This window comes from Paraburkholderia sp. BR10141, from assembly GCF_056155635.1.
The window spans coordinates 135,103-151,760 of record NZ_JBMIQH010000006.1 but is presented as its reverse complement, the minus strand read 5'-3'; the positions used below and the strand labels follow the sequence as shown (position 1 = coordinate 151,760).

16 protein-coding genes are annotated in these 16,658 nt (G+C 67.0%); 8 read left to right on the top strand and 8 right to left on the bottom strand.

Annotated elements, in window-relative coordinates:
- From ACOJB8_RS10955 to ACOJB8_RS10940, 4 genes are all read right to left on the bottom strand, one after another.
- Entirely contained in the window at positions 1–990 is a 990-nt protein-coding gene (locus ACOJB8_RS10955; RefSeq protein ID WP_475012510.1) for a beta-ketoacyl-ACP synthase III, read from the bottom strand.
- Positions 990–2,129, bottom strand: a complete 1,140-nt coding sequence (plsX, locus tag ACOJB8_RS10950; RefSeq protein WP_342945445.1) for a phosphate acyltransferase PlsX — start codon at positions 2,127–2,129, stop codon at positions 990–992. Before plsX ends, ACOJB8_RS10955 begins: the two co-directional genes overlap by 1 nt.
- Before the next feature lie 134 nt (positions 2,130–2,263).
- Positions 2,264–2,443: a 50S ribosomal protein L32 gene (gene rpmF, locus ACOJB8_RS10945; protein WP_018441573.1), complete on the bottom strand. Its 180-nt coding sequence runs from the start codon at positions 2,441–2,443 to the stop codon at positions 2,264–2,266.
- A gap of 134 nt (positions 2,444–2,577) precedes the next feature.
- Positions 2,578–3,219, bottom strand: coding sequence for a DUF177 domain-containing protein (locus ACOJB8_RS10940; RefSeq protein WP_342945444.1), 642 nt, complete (start codon positions 3,217–3,219; stop codon positions 2,578–2,580).
- 452 nt (positions 3,220–3,671) lie between these two features.
- On the opposite strand from ACOJB8_RS10940, the gene ACOJB8_RS10935 reads away from it, so the two are divergent.
- Both ACOJB8_RS10935 and ACOJB8_RS10930 read left to right on the top strand, forming a co-directional pair.
- Positions 3,672–4,310: a Maf-like protein gene (locus ACOJB8_RS10935; RefSeq protein WP_475012507.1), complete on the top strand. Its 639-nt coding sequence runs from the start codon at positions 3,672–3,674 to the stop codon at positions 4,308–4,310.
- On the top strand, positions 4,307–5,029 hold the full coding sequence (locus ACOJB8_RS10930; RefSeq protein WP_342945442.1) for an SAM-dependent methyltransferase: 723 nt from the start codon (positions 4,307–4,309) through the stop codon (positions 5,027–5,029). Before ACOJB8_RS10935 ends, ACOJB8_RS10930 begins: the two co-directional genes overlap by 4 nt.
- Before the next feature lie 97 nt (positions 5,030–5,126).
- On the opposite strand, the gene ACOJB8_RS10925 is transcribed toward ACOJB8_RS10930, so the two are convergent.
- The 4 genes from ACOJB8_RS10925 to ACOJB8_RS10910 are packed head-to-tail and all read right to left on the bottom strand — an operon-like array spanning position 5,127 to position 8,307.
- Complete coding sequence (locus tag ACOJB8_RS10925) at positions 5,127–6,131, bottom strand: S49 family peptidase (RefSeq protein ID WP_368616041.1); 1,005 nt, start codon at positions 6,129–6,131, stop codon at positions 5,127–5,129.
- Positions 6,132–6,169: 38 nt separating this feature from the next.
- Positions 6,170–6,574, bottom strand: coding sequence for a Rieske (2Fe-2S) protein (locus ACOJB8_RS10920; RefSeq protein WP_069262579.1), 405 nt, complete (start codon positions 6,572–6,574; stop codon positions 6,170–6,172).
- Positions 6,571–7,230 (bottom strand): HAD-IIIA family hydrolase, encoded by a 660-nt coding sequence (locus tag ACOJB8_RS10915; protein WP_069262580.1) that lies wholly within the window; start codon positions 7,228–7,230, stop codon positions 6,571–6,573. The genes ACOJB8_RS10920 and ACOJB8_RS10915 overlap by 4 nt, the downstream gene beginning before the upstream one ends.
- A gap of 33 nt (positions 7,231–7,263) precedes the next feature.
- Positions 7,264–8,307 carry an RluA family pseudouridine synthase gene (locus ACOJB8_RS10910; protein WP_342945439.1) on the bottom strand — a complete coding sequence of 348 codons (1,044 nt, stop codon included), beginning with the start codon at positions 8,305–8,307 and terminating at the stop codon, positions 7,264–7,266.
- A gap of 882 nt (positions 8,308–9,189) precedes the next feature.
- Here ACOJB8_RS10910 and ACOJB8_RS10905 point away from each other — a divergent pair.
- From ACOJB8_RS10905 to ACOJB8_RS10880, 6 genes are all read left to right on the top strand, one after another.
- The gene (locus tag ACOJB8_RS10905) at positions 9,190–12,438 is read left to right on the top strand and encodes an Rne/Rng family ribonuclease (RefSeq protein ID WP_475012505.1); all 3,249 of its coding nucleotides are present in this window, start codon (positions 9,190–9,192) and stop codon (positions 12,436–12,438) included.
- Positions 12,439–12,594: 156 nt separating this feature from the next.
- Entirely contained in the window at positions 12,595–13,716 is a 1,122-nt protein-coding gene (moaA, locus tag ACOJB8_RS10900; RefSeq protein ID WP_069262583.1) for a GTP 3',8-cyclase MoaA, read from the top strand.
- A gap of 7 nt (positions 13,717–13,723) precedes the next feature.
- Positions 13,724–14,356: a molybdenum cofactor guanylyltransferase MobA gene (gene mobA / locus ACOJB8_RS10895; protein WP_342945437.1), complete on the top strand. Its 633-nt coding sequence runs from the start codon at positions 13,724–13,726 to the stop codon at positions 14,354–14,356.
- Between the two features lie 107 nt (positions 14,357–14,463).
- The gene (moeA, locus tag ACOJB8_RS10890) at positions 14,464–15,768 is read left to right on the top strand and encodes a molybdopterin molybdotransferase MoeA (RefSeq protein WP_069262585.1); all 1,305 of its coding nucleotides are present in this window, start codon (positions 14,464–14,466) and stop codon (positions 15,766–15,768) included.
- Positions 15,769–15,835: 67 nt separating this feature from the next.
- Complete coding sequence (locus ACOJB8_RS10885; protein ID WP_028206699.1) at positions 15,836–16,111, top strand: hypothetical protein; 276 nt, start codon at positions 15,836–15,838, stop codon at positions 16,109–16,111.
- A complete protein-coding gene (locus ACOJB8_RS10880; protein WP_475012502.1) occupies positions 16,111–16,608 on the top strand; it encodes an N-acetyltransferase family protein in 498 nt (165 codons plus the stop codon). Before ACOJB8_RS10885 ends, ACOJB8_RS10880 begins: the two co-directional genes overlap by 1 nt.
- The last annotated feature ends 50 nt before the right edge of the window (positions 16,609–16,658 follow it).

Sequence of the window (16,658 nt, the reverse complement as noted above, 5' to 3'; positions counted from 1 at the left end):
TTAGAAGCGGATGACGGAGGCGCCCCAGGTGAAGCCGCCGCCGACGCCTTCGATCAGCACGTTGTGGCCGCGCTTGATGCGGCCGTCGCGCACCGCGACGTCGAAAGCGAGCGGAATCGAGGCCGCCGAGGTGTTGCCATGTTCGCCCACCGTCACCACCATGCGCTCCGCGGGCAGGCCGAGCTTGCGGCAAGTGCCCTGCATGATGCGGATGTTGGCCTGGTGCGGGATCAGCCAGTCGACCTGGTCAGCGGTGAGCTGCGCCTTGTCGAGCGCCTCGATCGCGACCTTTTCGAGCACGTTCACGGCCAGCTTGAACACGGCCTGGCCGTCCATGTGCAGGAACGCGTTGCCCGCGATCACTCCGCCGTGCACGTTGCCCGGCGTGCACAGGATGTGCGCGTAGCTGCCGTCGGCGTGCAGCGCGCTCGAAAGCACGCCCGGTTCGCTCGACGCCTGCAGGATGATCGCGCCTGCGCCGTCGCCGAACAGCACACAGGTGGTGCGATCGTTGAAATCGAGAATTCGCGAGAAGGTCTCCGCGCCGACCACGAGCGCCGTGCGATGCTGGCCGCTGCGGATCAGGCTGTCGGCTACCGAAACGGCGTACGCGAAGCCCGAGCACACGGCCTGCACGTCGAACGCCGCGCCGTGATTGCGGATGCCGAGCTTGTTCTGCAAGAGGCAGGCCGTGCTCGGAAAGACGAAATCGGGCGTGGAAGTGGCGACGATGATGAGGTCGATCGACTGCGGATCGACGTCGGCTGCCGCGATCGCGCGCTGCGATGCCGCAAGCGCGAGATCGCTCGTCGTGACGTCGGGCGCGGCGAAGTGGCGCGCGTGAATGCCCGTGCGGGCCACGATCCACTCGTCGTTCGTTTCGACGCCTTTTGCGGCGAGCCGTTCGGCCAGTTCCTGATTGGTGACGCGATCAGGCGGAAGGTAGCTGCCCGTGCCGATCACGCGGGAATAGAGAGTCGATTGAGCCATTATGCCTTCGAGGATGATGCGGCGCCGGGCGGTACCTCGCCCGCTGCCTGGCTGGGCGCACTGGTAGCCTGCCCCGCCTGCGCGGCTTGCACGTTCTGGGCGCCGCCGGGCTCGTCTGCCGCCTGTTCGAGCGAACCGGCGTTTTCTTCCATGGCGTGCGCGAGGCGCTCCAGCACGCCATTTTTGACGGCATCATACCCGCGATTGATCGCACACTCAAACGCGTAGGCATCGGCCGAGCCGTGGCTCTTGATGACGAGGCTCTTCAGGCCGAGCAGCGCCGCGCCGTTGTACTGGCGATGGTCGACACGCTTCTTGAAGCGCATGAGCACGGGCAGTGCGGCAATCGCCATGAGCTTCGTGAGCCACGAGCGGCCGAACTCTTCCTTGATCATGTCGTTGAGCATCTGCGCGAGGCCCTCCGACGTCTTGAGCGCGACATTCCCAACGAAACCGTCACAGACGATGACGTCGACGGTGCCCTTGTAAATGTCGTTGCCTTCGACGTTGCCGCGGAAGTTCAGCGTACTCGCGCGCAGGAGCTCGCCCGCGCGCTTGATGGTGTCGTTGCCCTTGATGACTTCTTCGCCGATATTCAGGAGCCCGATGGTTGGGCGATCCTTGCCCTCGAGCGCCGCGACGAGCGCGTGGCCCATCTCCGCGAACTGCAGCAGGTGCTGCGGTTCGCAGTCGACGTTCGCGCCGAGGTCTAGCATCGTCGTATAGCCGCGCGGGTTCGGCAGCGCGAAGGCGATGGCCGGGCGTTCGATGCCGGGCAACGTCTTCAGCACGTAGCGCGAGACGGCCATTAGCGCGCCGGTATTGCCGGCCGAGATGCAGGCTTGCGCCCCGCCCTCTTTCACGCGATTGAGCGCGACGCGCATCGACGAATCTTTTTTCTTGCGCAGGGCGACTTCAACCGGATCGTCCATTTCGACGACCTCGGTGGCGGGCACGACGGTAAGCGCGGGATGGTCCGACGCCTTCAGCTTCTTCAACTGGGCGCGAACCGCCGACTCGACGCCCACGAGCATGAGATGCGCGTCGGGGTGCGAGCGGACGAAATGGACTGCGGCAGGCACCGTCACAGACGGGCCGTGGTCGCCTCCCATGCAATCTATCGTGAGCGTAACAGTCATGGAATGCGACGGATTTCAGGCATAAAAAAGCGGCAGTTGAATGCCGCCTTTTTGCCGAGCCGAAATATGGTCAAGCGAACGGAATCGTCAGATGCGGCGCCAGATGTCAAACACTGCGCCGCACGCTGAAACGATTAGTCGTTCTTGGTCTTGACGACTTTCTTGCCGCGGTAGTAGCCGTTCGGGCTGATGTGGTGACGCAGATGCACTTCACCCGTGCTCGGCTCGACGGCCAGCGGCGCGCCCGTGAGGAAATCGTGCGAGCGGTGCATACCGCGCTTCGACGGCGACTTCTTGTTTTGTTGAACTGCCATGATAACTCCTGAAAATTTTCCGAATTCTAACACAGCCCGATCCGGCCGCCGCCACCCTTGGGGGATGGCCGGACTCCGGGCTCAGGCTCACGCGTCTGGTACTGCCTGCCCCGCACAGCCGCCCAAGGCTTCCCTCAGTGCTTGCTGCCAGGACCGTCCTTCTTGAGCGATTCGAGCGCCGCAAACGGGTTGACGCGCTCTTCCGGCTCGATTTCCTGCTCCGGCACGTCGTCTACGGAATCCACGCCCTCCGCGCCGTCGGGACCCGAGGCGAGGCTTTCGTGAATTTCCGGACAGACTTCGTGCTTCGGCACCAGCGGCAGCGCGAGCAACAGCTCCTCTTCGATCAAGTCGACGAGATCGAAATGGCGCGAGCCCACGATCACTTCGACTTCATCGTCGTCGAGCGGAAACTCGTCCGCCTCTTCTTCCGTCTGGACGATACGGAAGGTCGCATCCGCATTGAATGCCTGCTCGTAGGGAGCGAGGCACCGCTGGCACGTGAGCCACGCGCCACCGTGAACAGCCAGCCGCAGGTATGGCTGCGGCCCTTCGGTGCCGTCGTCCTGCAATTCCTGCTGGGTAAAGCCCGCAGCCTGCCAGGTGAACGCGGTGTCGCGATCTGGCGCGTCGGCCGGGACTTCGTTTAACATGCGCGGCAGTTGCGAGACGCGCACGACGCCTGCCGCTTCGCGCTCGCTGCGCGCGAATTCGAAGATATCGAAGTCGCGCGGATTCAATTCGGCGCCAGCAGGCTTGCCAGTGTGTTCGGTCATGTGCGCTCTCCTGCTTCAAGGCTTAGGGCGCGGCGAGCGATGCGCGAAAGCCGCCAGCGGCCCGCAGCAATCCAGCCTGGCCGGCCCGCACGGGTCGCTATCGACCTGCGCTTGCCAACATTCGCCATCGACACGCTACTGCCGGCAAGGTCATTCGAGCCGTGACGCCGCGAAATTCAGGCGCCCGCACAAGACGTGCGACGAGAGCGTACCGATGAAAAGCCCAAAATCATATCGCCTTTATCTTTGTGAGTCAAACACTTAAGCTCGCGTACGCAAGTGTCTGTGCAAGCGCGGTCTTCGGGAGCCTCTGACGATGTTTTGCGGGATATCCGCCCCCGTTTTCACGGCGAAATCCGCCCGAAAATCGCCAAGCCACAGCCGCCTTTTTCCAGTCGCATACACAGCCACATTCGCAGCCGCTCTTCCATACTCCGAAACTCAGATCGAACATGCAGGATTCTCCCTCGCAGGCCCCGCGCACGGGCCGCCCCGCCCTCATCCTCGCCTCCAGCTCGCGCTACCGGCGCGAGTTGCTCGAGCGCCTGCGCATTCCCTTCGACACGGCCGTGCCCGCCGTCGACGAAACGCCGCAGCCCGGCGAAACGCCCGAAGCGACGGCGCTGCGCCTGGCTGCCGCGAAGGCCCGCGCCGTGGCCGCCGCGCTGCCCGCCGGCGCGGCGCGAACGCTGGTGATCGGCTCCGACCAGGTCGCCACCTTCGATGGCCGCCAGATCGGCAAGCCCGGCACGCACGAGCGCGCGCTCGAGCAGTTGCTGGCCATGCGCGGCCGCGAAGTGTTGTTCCATAGTGCCCTGAGCGTGCTCGACACCGCGACTGGCCAAACGGATACCGTCGATGTCGTCACGAAGGTGCGCTTTCGCGACCTGCCCGACGCCGCGCTCGACGCCTACCTGCGCGCCGAAACGCCTTACGACTGCGCGGGCAGCGCGAAAGCGGAAGGGCTTGGCATCACGCTGCTCGAAGCTATCGAATCGGACGACCCCACCGCCCTGATCGGCCTGCCGCTCATCGCGCTCACGCGCATGCTGCTTGCCGCGGGATACCCGTTGCTGGAGACGCAAGCATGAGCCTCGGCACCCTCTACCTGATCCCCAACACGCTCGGCGAAGGCGACGATGCCGCGCTCAACGCCGTCCTGCCGACGCCCGTGCGCGAACGCGCGGGCGCGCTCGCCAGCTATATCGGCGAAAACGCGAAGACCACGCGCGCCTTCCTCAAGCGCGTGGGCACGACGCGGCCGATCCAGGAAATCGAGATCCGCGAACTCAATGTCAACACGCCCGCCGGCGAGGTCGAGAAGCTGCTCGCCCCGCTGCTCGCGGGCATCGACACGGGGCTCGTTTCCGAGGCGGGCGTGCCCGCAGTCGCCGATCCGGGCGCGCTGCTCGTGCGGCGCGCGCACGAGCGCGGCATCAAGGTCGTGCCGCTCGTGGGTCCGAGTTCGATTCTGCTCGCGTTGATGGCGTCGGGCCTGAACGGCCAGAGCTTCGCGTTTCACGGGTACCTGCCCGTCGACGCGAACGAGCGCGTGAAAAAGCTGCGCGATCTCGAGCAAATCTCGCGCAAGGGCAAGCAGACGCAGATCTTCATCGAGACGCCCTACCGCAACCGCACGCTGCTCGACGCGCTGCTCGCGACCTGTGCGCCCTCCACGCTCGTGTGCGTCGCCGCCGATCTCACGCTGCCCACCGAGACGATCGTGAGCCGCGCCGTGTCCGACTGGAAAAAGAAGCCCGCGCCCGAATTGCACAAGCGGCCGGCAATCTTCCTGCTGCTCGCGCACTGAACGCTCCGGCGCGCCCAAACGAATCGGCCGCTGCGCAACCCTCGCGCAGCGGCCGATTTTTCTCGAGGACGACCGGTGGCTAACGCGCCGCCAGTGCTCAGTGCACCGACAGCTTGCCGCCCATCAGCAGGGAATGCACAGCCGCCGAGCCGATGTTCGCGCCCACGCGCTTCGCCACGCGATCGGTGAGGCTCTGCTTGACCGTGTAATCGACGACGTCCGGCGCCTTGATGACCTCGCGCGCCACGTAATCGGTGTCGCCGTAGCCGTCAGCCAGACCGAGATCCACGCTCTTCTGCCCGGTCCAGAACAGGCCCGAGAAGACATCCGGCGAGTCCTTCAGACGCTTGCCGCGGCCCGCCTTCACGGCGTCGATGAACTGCTGGTGGATCTGGTCGAGCATCTCCTGGGCATGCGCGTCCATTTTCGGCGTGTCGGGCGAGAACGGATCGAAGAAGCCCTTGTTTTCTCCCGAGGTACGCAGGCGCCGCTGGACGCCGAGCTTGTCCATGAGGCCGGTAAAGCCGAATCCGTCCATCAGCACGCCGATCGAGCCCACGATGCTCGCCTTGTTGACGTAAATCTTGTCGGCGGCGGCCGCAACGTAATATCCGCCCGAAGCGCACATGTCGCCCACCACCACATACAGCGGGATGGCCGGATACTTGATGCGCAGACGGTGGATCTCGTCGTTGATGATGCCGGCCTGCACCGGGCTGCCGCCGGGGCTGTCGATATGCAGGATGACGCCCGCGGTGCCGTCGTCGTCGAAGGCGCTGTCGAGCGCGCTGATGATGTCCTCCGCGTTCGCCGGGGTGTCGGAGCCGATTTCGCCGTCGAGCGAAACGAGCGCCGTGTGGCGCCCTTCACTCTCCACGCGCGCGCCCGACAGATCGAGGATCGCCCACGCGATCACCACGAACACGGCGAGAAACGCGAAGCGAAAGAAAATACGCCAGCGCCGCGCCGCACGCTGCTCGGTGATGGCCGCGAGCGCGATACGTTCGAGCGCCTCGCGCTCCCAGCCAGGCGCGGGCGCGCCGCGGTCTGACGAAGCCGCGCGTGGCGCTTCGTTCGAATCAGGGGTCGGATTGTCGGACATGCGAGCGGGTTACGTTCGAAAGGGTCGAAAGTGAGGAATCAGGTTGGGGTCGGACGCAAAGCGTCGTCCGGCAGCCAGAATACCGCACGCCCCTCGGGTGTGTCGCGTTCCTCGACTTGCACGGGGCGCAAACGCCCGCCGCGGCATGGGCCGCCCACGCACTTGCCCGTGTCGGGCTGGTAGATCGCGCCGTGCGTGGCGCACATCAGATAGAGCCCCGAGGACTCGAAGAACTGGCCCTCGACCCAGTCGAGTTCCATCGGCACGTGCGCGCAGCGGTTCAGGTAGCCGTACGCCTCTCCGCCATAGCGCACGAAGAACACCACCGCGTCGCCGCCCGCGTAGGTTGCATTCATGCGCCGACCCTCGCCGCCCTCGGTGAGTTCGTCGGACGCGCAGACGCGCACCGGCTCGAGCGCCGCTGTCTCGGGCGCCGCGCTCATGCGTTCTCCCGCAGCCAGCCCGCGAGCGCAGCTACGTCGGGCGCGACAAAGCGCGGCTCGAGCTTTTCGAGTGCGCCGGATGCGTGCGCGCCATACGCCACGCCAATGGCAGCCGCGCCCGCGTTGATCGCCATCTGCAGATCGTGGGTCGTGTCGCCGATCATCACCGTGCGCCCCAGATCCTGCCCCAGTTCGCGCGTGAGCTCCTGAAGCATGGCCGGATGCGGCTTCGAGAAGGTCTCATCGGCGCAGCGGGTGCCGTCGAAGAGGCTCGTGAGCCGCGAATCCGCCAGCGCGCGGTTCAGCCCCACGCGGCTCTTGCCCGTCGCCACGGCGAGCAGGTAGCCGGTGTCGCGCAGTTCCGCGAGCATCTCGCGCACGCCTGCGAACAGCTCGGTCTGCTGGTCCTTCAGCAAATAATGGATGCGATAGCGCTCGACGAGCCGCGGGTAGTCGGCCGGATCGAGCGTGGGCGCGGCGATCTGCAGCGCCTCTCGCAGGCCGAGGCCGATCACGTAGCTCGCCGCCTCGTCGCCGGGCACGGGCAAGCCGAGGTCGCGGCACGCCGCCTGGATGCTGCGCGTGATATGGGCGGTCGAGTCCATCAGGGTGCCGTCCCAGTCGAACACAATCAGGTCAAATAACTCTCGAGCCATGCAGGACTTCTCCAAACGCTGTCAGATTCGGTGTCATTCGGGACGGGCCGCGTCAGGTTGGGCCGCGTCGGTTGCCGCGCCTTGCTCGCGCTGCGCGCGCAGCGCGTCGACGAAGCCGCGGCAATCCGCCGGCAGCGGCGCCTCGAACTGCAACGGGACGCCCGTGATCGGGTGAGCGAGCTTCAACCGGTGCGCATGCAGGAACATCCGCTTGATGCCCGGCCGCGCGCCCGTGCGCGCGAGATCCTTGTTGAGCGCGAAGTCGCCGTACTTGGCGTCGCCGACGATCGGCAGGCCGAGGTGAGCGAGGTGCACGCGGATCTGGTGCGTGCGGCCCGTCTTCAGTTCGGCTTCGAGCAGCGCGTAGCCCGGCCAGCGCTCGACGAGATTGAACACCGTATGCGAGGGCAAGCCGTCCGGCTGCACGCGCACACGACGCTCGCCTTCCGGGGTCAGATACTTGTGAAGCGGCTCCTTCACAGCGCGCCGACGGCCCCAGTCGCTCGCCCATTCGCCGTGGACGCAGGCGTAATAGCGCTTGTCGGTCTGGTTATCGCGCATCTGCGCATGCAGGCCCACGAGTGCGGCGCGCTTCTTGGCGAGCATCAGCACGCCCGACGTTTCGCGGTCGAGCCGGTGGACCAGTTCGAGGAACTTGCCCTGCGTTCGCGCCGCGCGCAACTGCTCGATCACGCCGAACGCCACCCCGCTGCCGCCGTGCACGGCCACGCCGGCAGGCTTGTCGATGACGAGCAGCGCGTCGTCCTCGTAGATGATGGGAAACTGAGCCGCCGGCACGGGCGCGGCGCCGGCCGGCGCACTCGACTGCGACGTGCGGATGGGCGGCACGCGCACGATGTCGCCTTCCGCGAGCCGATACTGCGCGTCGACCCGGCCCTTATTTACGCGCACTTCCCCGCTGCGCAAAATGCGATAGATGTGGCTTTTCGGCACGCCTTTGCAGACGCGCACGAGAAAATTGTCGATGCGCTGACCGGCCGCGCCCTCGTCGATTTCGACGAACGAAACCTGGTCGCTTGCGACCTGATTCTGGGATGTTTTGCCTAACCCTTTCATTCTGAATATAATTTGCCCAGCGCCGACGCAACGGTAGGCCAAATGGCCCAGGCCAAATGGCCAAATGTTCTGCGAACCACCCAATGGACACCCCAAGGGGGTTATCCTGGACTTGGACCACGCGGCGAGCGCAGGCTGCAAGCGATAAACGGTTATTTTACTTGCGCCCGGGGCTGGTTGCTCACCCCGTTTGATGAGAAGCAACGAGTTGCACGCACGGATCACCACTCCGGCAGGGACGGCGCCCACAGGCACGTTCGGTCAGGGGCGGCTCCGACGGTAACGGAACATTGGTATAAAGAATTTATCCGGCGCGTCCCGCCGCGCGGTCGAAGTGACCGCCGCGGGAGGCGCTGGTGGCGAAAATACGGCGAGCGCCCGAAGCGTCCCGGCAATGTGCGGGACACGGCGACGTCAAAAGTGGCGAGACACCCCGAGGGGGAAGACGGGCGTTCCTGAAAAGCTTCCCGTGCGCGGCCCTGATTGAATCTTGAGGCCGCGAACCTGATCCAGTCGCAAGCGCGCGCGGTTCGCCGCTGCGGCCGGCGTCTGTCACGGCCAGTGCGATGGGCACACCCATCGGCACGTTCATGGTCACGGCAGCCAGGTGGATTGGAAGCGCAGGAAAACGTTGCCGTCGCGAACCCGCGGCATGTCTCTTCTCTTCTTGAAGACGTATTTCGCATGTGCCCACGCGGCCCCGTCCACGGCAACGCAACGCCGGACCGGCGCCCAGGAAAGGCAATTCTCCCCGCCATCGTTCCCGCTCCAGCGTGCTTGTGACAACACAATAAGGCGCGGCTCGCCGCTGCCCGCACCGTGCTGCCTGGCGTCACCGCCGCGCACCGTGCGGCTCGCGCGCGAACGCACTGGAGTCGTTCAATGAAACGAATGCTGTTCAACGCGACACAGCAGGAAGAACTGCGTGTCGCCATCGTCGATGGACAGAAGCTCATCGACATCGACATCGAAACCGCCGGGCGCGAACAGCGCAAAGGCAACATCTACAAGGGGATCGTCACCCGGATCGAGCCTTCGCTCGAGGCGTGTTTCGTCAACTACGGCGAAGACCGCCACGGCTTCCTGCCGTTCAAGGAAGTCGCCCGCCAGTACTTCCGCGAAGGCATCGACATGCGCGGCGCGCGCATTCAGGACGCCCTCAAGGAAGGCCAGGAGCTGATCGTCCAGGTCGAGAAGGAAGAGCGCGGCAACAAGGGCGCCGCCCTCACCACGTTCATCTCGCTCGCCGGCCGCTACCTCGTGCTCATGCCGAACAACCCGCGCGGCGGCGGCGTCTCGCGCCGCATCGAGGGCGACGACCGTCAGGAACTGCGCGAAACCATGGCGCAGCTGCAACTGCCGGACGGCATGAGCATCATCGCGCGTACGGCCGGCATCGGCCGCTCCGCCGAAGAGCTCCAGTGGGACCTGAACTACCTGCTGCAACTGTGGCGCGCCATCGAAGCCGCGTCGCAGGCCGGCCAGTCCGGTCAGCCCATGCTGATCTACCTGGAATCGAGCCTCGTCATTCGCGCGATCCGCGACTACTTCCAGCCCGACATCGGCGAAATCCTCATCGACACCACCGAGATCCATGACCAGGCGCGCGCCTTCATGGATATCGTGATGCCGGACAATGTCAATAAGGTGAAGCGGTATCACGACGACGTGCCGCTTTTCTCGCGTTTCCAGATCGAGCACCAGATCGAGACGGCGTATTCGCGCACGGTGCCGCTGCCCTCGGGCGGCGCGATCGTGATCGACCACACCGAAGCCCTGGTCGCCATCGACGTGAACTCGGCGCGCGCCACCAAGGGCGCCGACATCGAGGAAACCGCCGCGCGCACCAACCTCGAAGCCGCCGACGAAGTGGCGCGCCAGCTGCGTCTGCGCGACCTGGGCGGCCTGATCGTGATCGACTTCATCGACATGGAGTCGGCCAAGAGCCAGCGCGAAGTCGAGCAGCGCCTGAAAGACGCGCTGCGCCACGACCGCGCCCGCGTGCAGATGGGCAAGATCTCGCGCTTCGGCCTGATGGAGCTGTCGCGCCAGCGCCTGCGCCCCGCCCTCTCGGAAGGCAGCCACGTGACCTGCCCGCGCTGTAACGGCACGGGTCATATCCGCGATACGGAATCGTCGGCGCTGCAGGTGCTGCGCATCATCCAGGAAGAGGCGATGAAGGAAAACACCGCGGCAATTCATTGCCAGGTGCCGGTCGAAGTGACCGCCTTCCTGCTCAACGAAAAGCGCTCGGAGATCAACAAGATCGAGTCGCGCTTCAAGGTTGCGGTCGTTCTGATCCCGAACAAGCACCTCGAAACGCCGCACTACAAGCTCGAGCGCCTGCGTCACGACGATGCGCGCCTCGACGACCCGCGCGCCTCGTGGAAGATGGCCGAGGAAGCGGCTCGTGAACTCGAGTCGGAAACCGGCTACAGCAAGCGTACCGCCGAAGCCAAGCCGAAACAGGAAGCGGCGGTGAAGGGCATCACGCCGGAGCGTCCTGCGCCGAGCGCGCCGGTCAAGCCGGCCGAAACCGCGCCCGTCGCGGCACAACTGGCTGTCACGCCCGCGGGCGGCGGCTTCTTTGGCTGGGTCAAGCGTCTCTTTGGCGGTGCACCGGCTGCGGCGCCCGCGCCGGCACCGGTCGCTCAACCCGAAAAGACTGCCCGTCCGACCCGCGAAGCGCGTACCGAGCGCGGTGAGAAGACCGGCGGCGATCGCAACCGCAATCGCCGCTCCGGCGGCCGCGACGCGGCAGCCCGCGGCGAAAGCGCAGGCGGCGCACGTGCCGGCCAGCCGGCTGGCCGCCGTGAGGAACGCGAGCCGCGCGAACAGCGTGAGCCGCGTGAAGCACGCGAAGGCCGTGGTGTCCGCGAGCCGCGTGAGCCGCGTGAGCCGCGTGAACAACGCGAACCGCGCGAGCAACGTGAACCGCGTGAAACCCGCGAAGCGCGCACCGAGCGCGAACAGCGCATCGAACGCGTCGAGCGCGGTCAGGAACGTAGCGATGTAACGGCAGAAGCCGGCGCCGCACGTGGCGAGCGCCGCGAGCGTGGTGAACGTGGCGAGCGCGGTGAGCGCGGTGAGTCGCGTCGCCGTCAGCAAGCCGAGGCCGCTGAAGCCCAGGAAGCGCGTCTTGACGCCGCATCGGCAGGCGCCGAAGGCGTCGAAGCGCCGCAGACGGAAGACCTGCTCGAAGGCGTGAGCGCCGGTGCCGACGAAGATGGCGCACCGCGTGAAGGCGAAGAACGCCGCCGCCGCCGCCGCGGCCGCCGTGGTGGTCGCCGCGAGCGCGAGACGGATGCAGCCGGCCTGACGCCGGGCGCAGATGCACCGGAAGGCGAAGAGCAAGCCGCCCCCGCCCAACCGGCGCTCGAGCAGCCTGCCATCGCCGCACAAGTGCATGAAGCACCGGCCGTAGAGGCGCGCACCGAGGCGGCTGCCGAGCCTGTCGTGACCGCACTGCCGGCCGCAGCCGCTGTCGCTGAAGCCGGGCACGTGCCTGCCGCTGCAGTGACGACGGCGCCCGTCGAAACCGTCGCGCCCGCTGCAGAGCAAGCTCCGGCTCCTGCCGAGCCGGCTCCGGCACCCGCCGAAGCCGCACCGGTGAGCGTCGAAACCGCACACGCGGTCGAGCCGAAGGCCGAAGAAGCTGTGGCACCTGTCGCTCCTGTGGCCCCTGCCGCAGCGGACGAACCGGTCGCGCCGGCAGCCCCGGTGGAGCCGGTTCAGGCCGAAACGCCGCCTGTCGTGCGCGAAGATCGCGTCGAAGCACCGCGGACCGAAGAGCCCGTGGCAGCGTCAGCAGCGCCCGTCGCTCAACCGGAGCCGGCACAAGAAGCGGTAGCCGCCGCTCCGGCGGTCATCGCGATTACCGAGCCGGTTGCCTCGCATCCGGCCCCGGTGGCAACGGCGGCGCCCGCGGCTGCCCCCACCGCAGACACGCTGCGCCCGATGCTGGAATCGGCGGGTCTCGTCTGGGTCAATACTGACGCCGACAAGCTGCGCGCTGCGCAGCAAGCCGCCGCGCAGCTGGTCAAGCCCGCACGCACGCCGCGCGAGCGCAAGCCGCTGCCGCCGGTCGACAGCACGCCGATGCAGCAGGTCGAGACCACCCGCCTGCCGTAAGCGCTGCAAGGCAACTGGCCGCCGGGCCCCGATTCCGGCGCACCCCGAAAAGCCCGCCCCTCACGGCGGGCTTTTTTTGATATATCAGCGTTCTCCCTTGTCTGAAGGCAGCTCCGGGTTCGGCTAAAATCGAATTAACGCGAGAACGAAGAGACCATGACACGACGCATCATCCCTGTTGCCGACGTTCGATCGCTGCCGCCCGAATTGCCCCGGACGGCCGCGGAAGCCGTGCGCGCGCCTTCTGGCGCGGTCTTCGACGCGCTCGCCAGACCCCTGCGCGACCTTCGCATCTCGGTCACGGACCGCTGTAATTTCCGCTGCGTGTACTGCATGCCGCGAGCCGTGTTCGACAAGGATTACCCGTTTTTGCCCCATTCCGCGCTGCTTTCGCTCGAAGAAATCGAGCGGCTCGCGCGGCTTTTCGTCGCGCATGGCGTCACCAAGATCCGCCTCACGGGTGGTGAGCCGCTGCTGCGCAAGAACATCGAATTCCTGATCGAGCGGCTCGCCGCGCTGCGTACGCCCGCAGGCGAACCGCTCGATATCACGCTCACCACCAATGGCTCGCTGCTTGCCCGCAAGGCGCGCGCGCTGCGCGACGCGGGCCTCACACGCGTGACGGTGAGCCTGGACGCCCTCGACGACGCCCTCTTTCGCCGCATGAACGACGCCGACTTCGCGGTGGCCGACGTGCTCGACGGCATTGCGGCGGCACAAGCCGTGGGTCTCGCGCCGATCAAGGTCAACACGGTCGTCAAGCGCGGCACGAACGACGGCGAGATCGTGCCGCTTGCACGGCATTTCCGCGGCACGGATGTGACGCTGCGCTTCATCGAGTACATGGACGTGGGCACCTCGAACGGCTGGAACATGGCCGAAGTGCTGCCGTCGGCGGAAGTCGTCGCGCGCATTTCCGAGCACTGGCCGCTCGTGCCGCTGGAGCCCCACAACGCCGCCGAAACGGCGCAGCGCTGGGGCTACGCAGATGGCGCGGGCGAAATCGGCGCGATCTCCAGCGTGACGCGCGCGTTCTGCGGCGACTGCACGCGCGCGCGCCTTTCGACCGAGGGCAAGCTGTACCTGTGCCTCTTCGCCTCGATGGGTTACGACCTGCGCGCGCTGTTGCGCAACGGCGCCACCGACACGGCAATCTCCGGCGCCATCGCGCAGGTATGGGAAGGCCGCGCCGACCGCTATTCGCAGCTGCGGGGCAGCGCGCAGGCGCCGGCGGCCTCCGACGAGCGCCGCATCGAAATGTCCTATATCGGCGGCTGAGCAGCCCATGACGCCGACGAGCGCCAACCCCATTTCCACGGCATCGATCACGGGCCTCGTGCTCGCGGGCGGCCGCGGCCAGCGTATGGGCGGCGCGGACAAGGGCTTGCAGATGCTGCACGGCAAACCGCTTGCCGCGCACGTGCTCACGCGCCTCGCGCCGCAGGTCGGCGCCCTCTCGATCAGCGCGAACCGCAACGGCGATGCTTATGCGGCGCTCGGCGCACCATGGCGAGCGAGCGTGCTCGCCGATACGCTGCCCGACTTCCCCGGCCCGCTCGCGGGGCTCCTCGCGGGACTGCGCGCTGCGCAAACCGAATGGCTCCTCACGGCGCCCTGCGACTCGCCCTGGCTGCCGGCCGATCTCGCCGAGCGCCTGGGCCACGCCGCGCTCTCGGCGCGCGCCGACATCGTGACCGCGACCACGACGAATGCCGAAGGCGTGGTCTCGCTGCACCCGGTATTCGCGCTCGTACGCACCTCGCTCGCCGACGACCTCGCCGCCTTCCTCGCCGCCGGCGAGCGCAAGGTGCGTGCGTGGTACGCGCGCCACACGGCCACCGAAGTCGCCTTTGCCGACGAACGTGCGTTTTACAATATCAATTCCTTACAGGAACTGGCCGAACTCGAACGCGCCTGAATTGCAATCGGGCGCCGCCCGGTCGGCCGCCGTCCCCGGCACACGGCCGGCACGCCCGCCTGGACGATCGCCGCACACGCCGTGCGGATGCGACGCTTCCTCACTCGATGACCACGCTTAACCATCCCTCCGGCAGCGCCGGCTGCATCAGCCAGTACGATCCGCAAGCTTTGCCCGTCAGCGCCGCCCAGGCCATCGTGCTGCAGTGGGCGACGCCGCTTGCGGCGAGCGAACGCGTGCCGCTGCGTGAAGCGCTCGCGCGTGTGCTGGCCGAAGACGTGATTTCGCCCATCGACGTTCCCGCGCACGACAACGCCGCGATGGACGGCTACGCGTTCGATGGCGCGGCCCTGGCCGACATCTCCGGCGCCCTCTCGCTCGCCGTATGCGGCAAGGCCTTCGCCGGTCACGCTTACCCGGGCGATGTTGCCGCGGGTGCGTGCGTGCGCATCATGACCGGCGCGCCGATGCCCGCGAACTGCGACACCGTCGTGCCGCAAGAGCATGTGTCTGTGCAGGGCGACGTCGTCACTTTCGAAGCAAACGCCGTCAAACGCGGCGCGAACGCGCGCCGTAAGGGCGAGGACCTCGCGCGCGGCGGCGCGGCGCTCGCGGCCGGCCGCGTGCTGCGCGCGTCCGACATTGGCTTGCTGGCGTCGCTCGGCCTCATCGAGGCGCACGTGAAGCAGCGCCTGCGCGTGGCCTACTTCTCGACCGGCGACGAACTGCGCTCGCCAGGCGAGCCGCTCGAAGCGGGCTGCATCTACGACAGCAACCGCTACGCGCTCGGCGCGATGCTGCAGCGCCTGAACGTCGAGGCGATCGATCTGGGCGTCGTGCGCGACGACCCCGCGGCGCTGGCCGCCACGCTGAAACTCGCTGCCGAATCCGCCGATGTCGTGCTAACCTCCGGCGGCGTCTCGGTCGGCGAAGCCGATTTCACGCGCACCCAGTTGCAAACGCTCGGCGACGTCTCGTTCTGGGGCCTCGCCATGCGTCCCGGCCGCCCGCTTGCGTTCGGCCGCATCTGGTCGGGCGGACGCCCGGGCGCGGGCCGCGCGGCGCTCCTGTTCGGGCTGCCCGGCAACCCGGTCGCGACGATGGTCTCGTTCTACCAGATCGTGCGCCCCGCTCTCTTGGCGATGGCGGGCGCGCAAGCGCAGCCCGTCCCGCTCGTGCCGGCATTGAGCGATCAGCCGATCAAAAAGCGCGCGGGCCGCACCGAATTCCAGCGCGGCCTCGCGCGCCGCGACGCCAGCGGCCAGTGGCGCGTCGCGCCTACCGGCTCGCAAAGCTCGGGCGCGCTCAGCACGATGAGCGAGGCGAACTGCTTCATCGTGCTCGCCCATGAAGCCGGCGATCTCGATGCCGGCGACGCGGTCGACATCATGCTGTTCGATGGACTCGTCTAGCGCGGCGGCGCCCGAGAGGTCATCAAAACCAACCACACGTCCACACCTGCATAACGGACCGACTACTATGAAAAAACAGATCTCGTTCATCGCTGCGGGCCAGACCGCCAAGGCGCTCATCCTCGTGTACCTGACCTTCAGCGTGCCGATCGTGCTGCTTGGCGTGCTCGTGGCGTTCGTGCGCTATGGCGCGGTCGAACTCTCGACCATCTTCAGCGCGCTGCTGCTCAACGCGATCGTCGGCTTCATCCTGCTGTGGATCGCCTGTCACGCCTACAACTGGGTGGCCTCGCGCTTCGGCGGCATCGAGATCCATCTTTCCGACGTGCCCGAGGAAGCGTGATGACCGCGACGATCCGCGCCGCCACGGCCGCCGACGTCAGCGCGATGCACGCGCTGATGTACGAGCTCGCGGAGTTCGAAAAGCTCACGCATCTGTTCACGGGCACGGCCGATGGCCTCGCCGACGCCCTGTTCGGCACGCGCCCGGCCGCTGAAGCGCTGGTGGCGGAAGACGCCGGCCGCATCGTCGGCTACGCGCTCTTCTTCCACAACTACTCGACGTTCCTGAGCCGCCGCGGCCTTTATCTCGAAGACCTCTACGTGCAGCCGTCGCAGCGCGGCACCGGCCTCGGCACCGCGATGTTGCGCGCGCTCGCGGCGATCGCCGTCGAACGCGGCTGCGCCCGCTTCGAGTGGACCGTGCTCGACTGGAACACGCCGGCCATCGGCTTCTATGAAAAGCTCGGCGCGACCGTGCTGCCCGACTGGCGCGTCGTGCGCATGACCGGCGATGCGCTCGAAAAGCTCGCCGCAGCTGGTGAAACGATGATCGGTTAAGCCAACGCACCGCACACGCTCGAATGCAAACGGGCCGCCTGAATCGGGCG

What these genes read in the sequence shown, in the direction of transcription:
- ACOJB8_RS10955 (WP_475012510.1), bottom strand. Translation starts at nt 990, where the DNA reads ATGGCTCAATCGACTCTCTATTCCCGCGTGATCGGCACGGGCAGCTAC.
- plsX (WP_342945445.1), bottom strand. Translation starts at nt 2,129, where the DNA reads ATGACTGTTACGCTCACGATAGATTGCATGGGAGGCGACCACGGCCCG.
- rpmF (WP_018441573.1), bottom strand. Translation starts at nt 2,443, where the DNA reads ATGGCAGTTCAACAAAACAAGAAGTCGCCGTCGAAGCGCGGTATGCAC.
- ACOJB8_RS10940 (WP_342945444.1), bottom strand. Translation starts at nt 3,219, where the DNA reads ATGACCGAACACACTGGCAAGCCTGCTGGCGCCGAATTGAATCCGCGC.
- ACOJB8_RS10935 (WP_475012507.1), top strand. Translation starts at nt 3,672, where the DNA reads ATGCAGGATTCTCCCTCGCAGGCCCCGCGCACGGGCCGCCCCGCCCTC.
- ACOJB8_RS10930 (WP_342945442.1), top strand. Translation starts at nt 4,307, where the DNA reads ATGAGCCTCGGCACCCTCTACCTGATCCCCAACACGCTCGGCGAAGGC.
- ACOJB8_RS10925 (WP_368616041.1), bottom strand. Translation starts at nt 6,131, where the DNA reads ATGTCCGACAATCCGACCCCTGATTCGAACGAAGCGCCACGCGCGGCT.
- ACOJB8_RS10920 (WP_069262579.1), bottom strand. Translation starts at nt 6,574, where the DNA reads ATGAGCGCGGCGCCCGAGACAGCGGCGCTCGAGCCGGTGCGCGTCTGC.
- ACOJB8_RS10915 (WP_069262580.1), bottom strand. Translation starts at nt 7,230, where the DNA reads ATGGCTCGAGAGTTATTTGACCTGATTGTGTTCGACTGGGACGGCACC.
- ACOJB8_RS10910 (WP_342945439.1), bottom strand. Translation starts at nt 8,307, where the DNA reads ATGAAAGGGTTAGGCAAAACATCCCAGAATCAGGTCGCAAGCGACCAG.
- ACOJB8_RS10905 (WP_475012505.1), top strand. Translation starts at nt 9,190, where the DNA reads ATGAAACGAATGCTGTTCAACGCGACACAGCAGGAAGAACTGCGTGTC.
- moaA (WP_069262583.1), top strand. Translation starts at nt 12,595, where the DNA reads ATGACACGACGCATCATCCCTGTTGCCGACGTTCGATCGCTGCCGCCC.
- mobA (WP_342945437.1), top strand. Translation starts at nt 13,724, where the DNA reads ATGACGCCGACGAGCGCCAACCCCATTTCCACGGCATCGATCACGGGC.
- moeA (WP_069262585.1), top strand. Translation starts at nt 14,464, where the DNA reads ATGACCACGCTTAACCATCCCTCCGGCAGCGCCGGCTGCATCAGCCAG.
- ACOJB8_RS10885 (WP_028206699.1), top strand. Translation starts at nt 15,836, where the DNA reads ATGAAAAAACAGATCTCGTTCATCGCTGCGGGCCAGACCGCCAAGGCG.
- ACOJB8_RS10880 (WP_475012502.1), top strand. Translation starts at nt 16,111, where the DNA reads ATGACCGCGACGATCCGCGCCGCCACGGCCGCCGACGTCAGCGCGATG.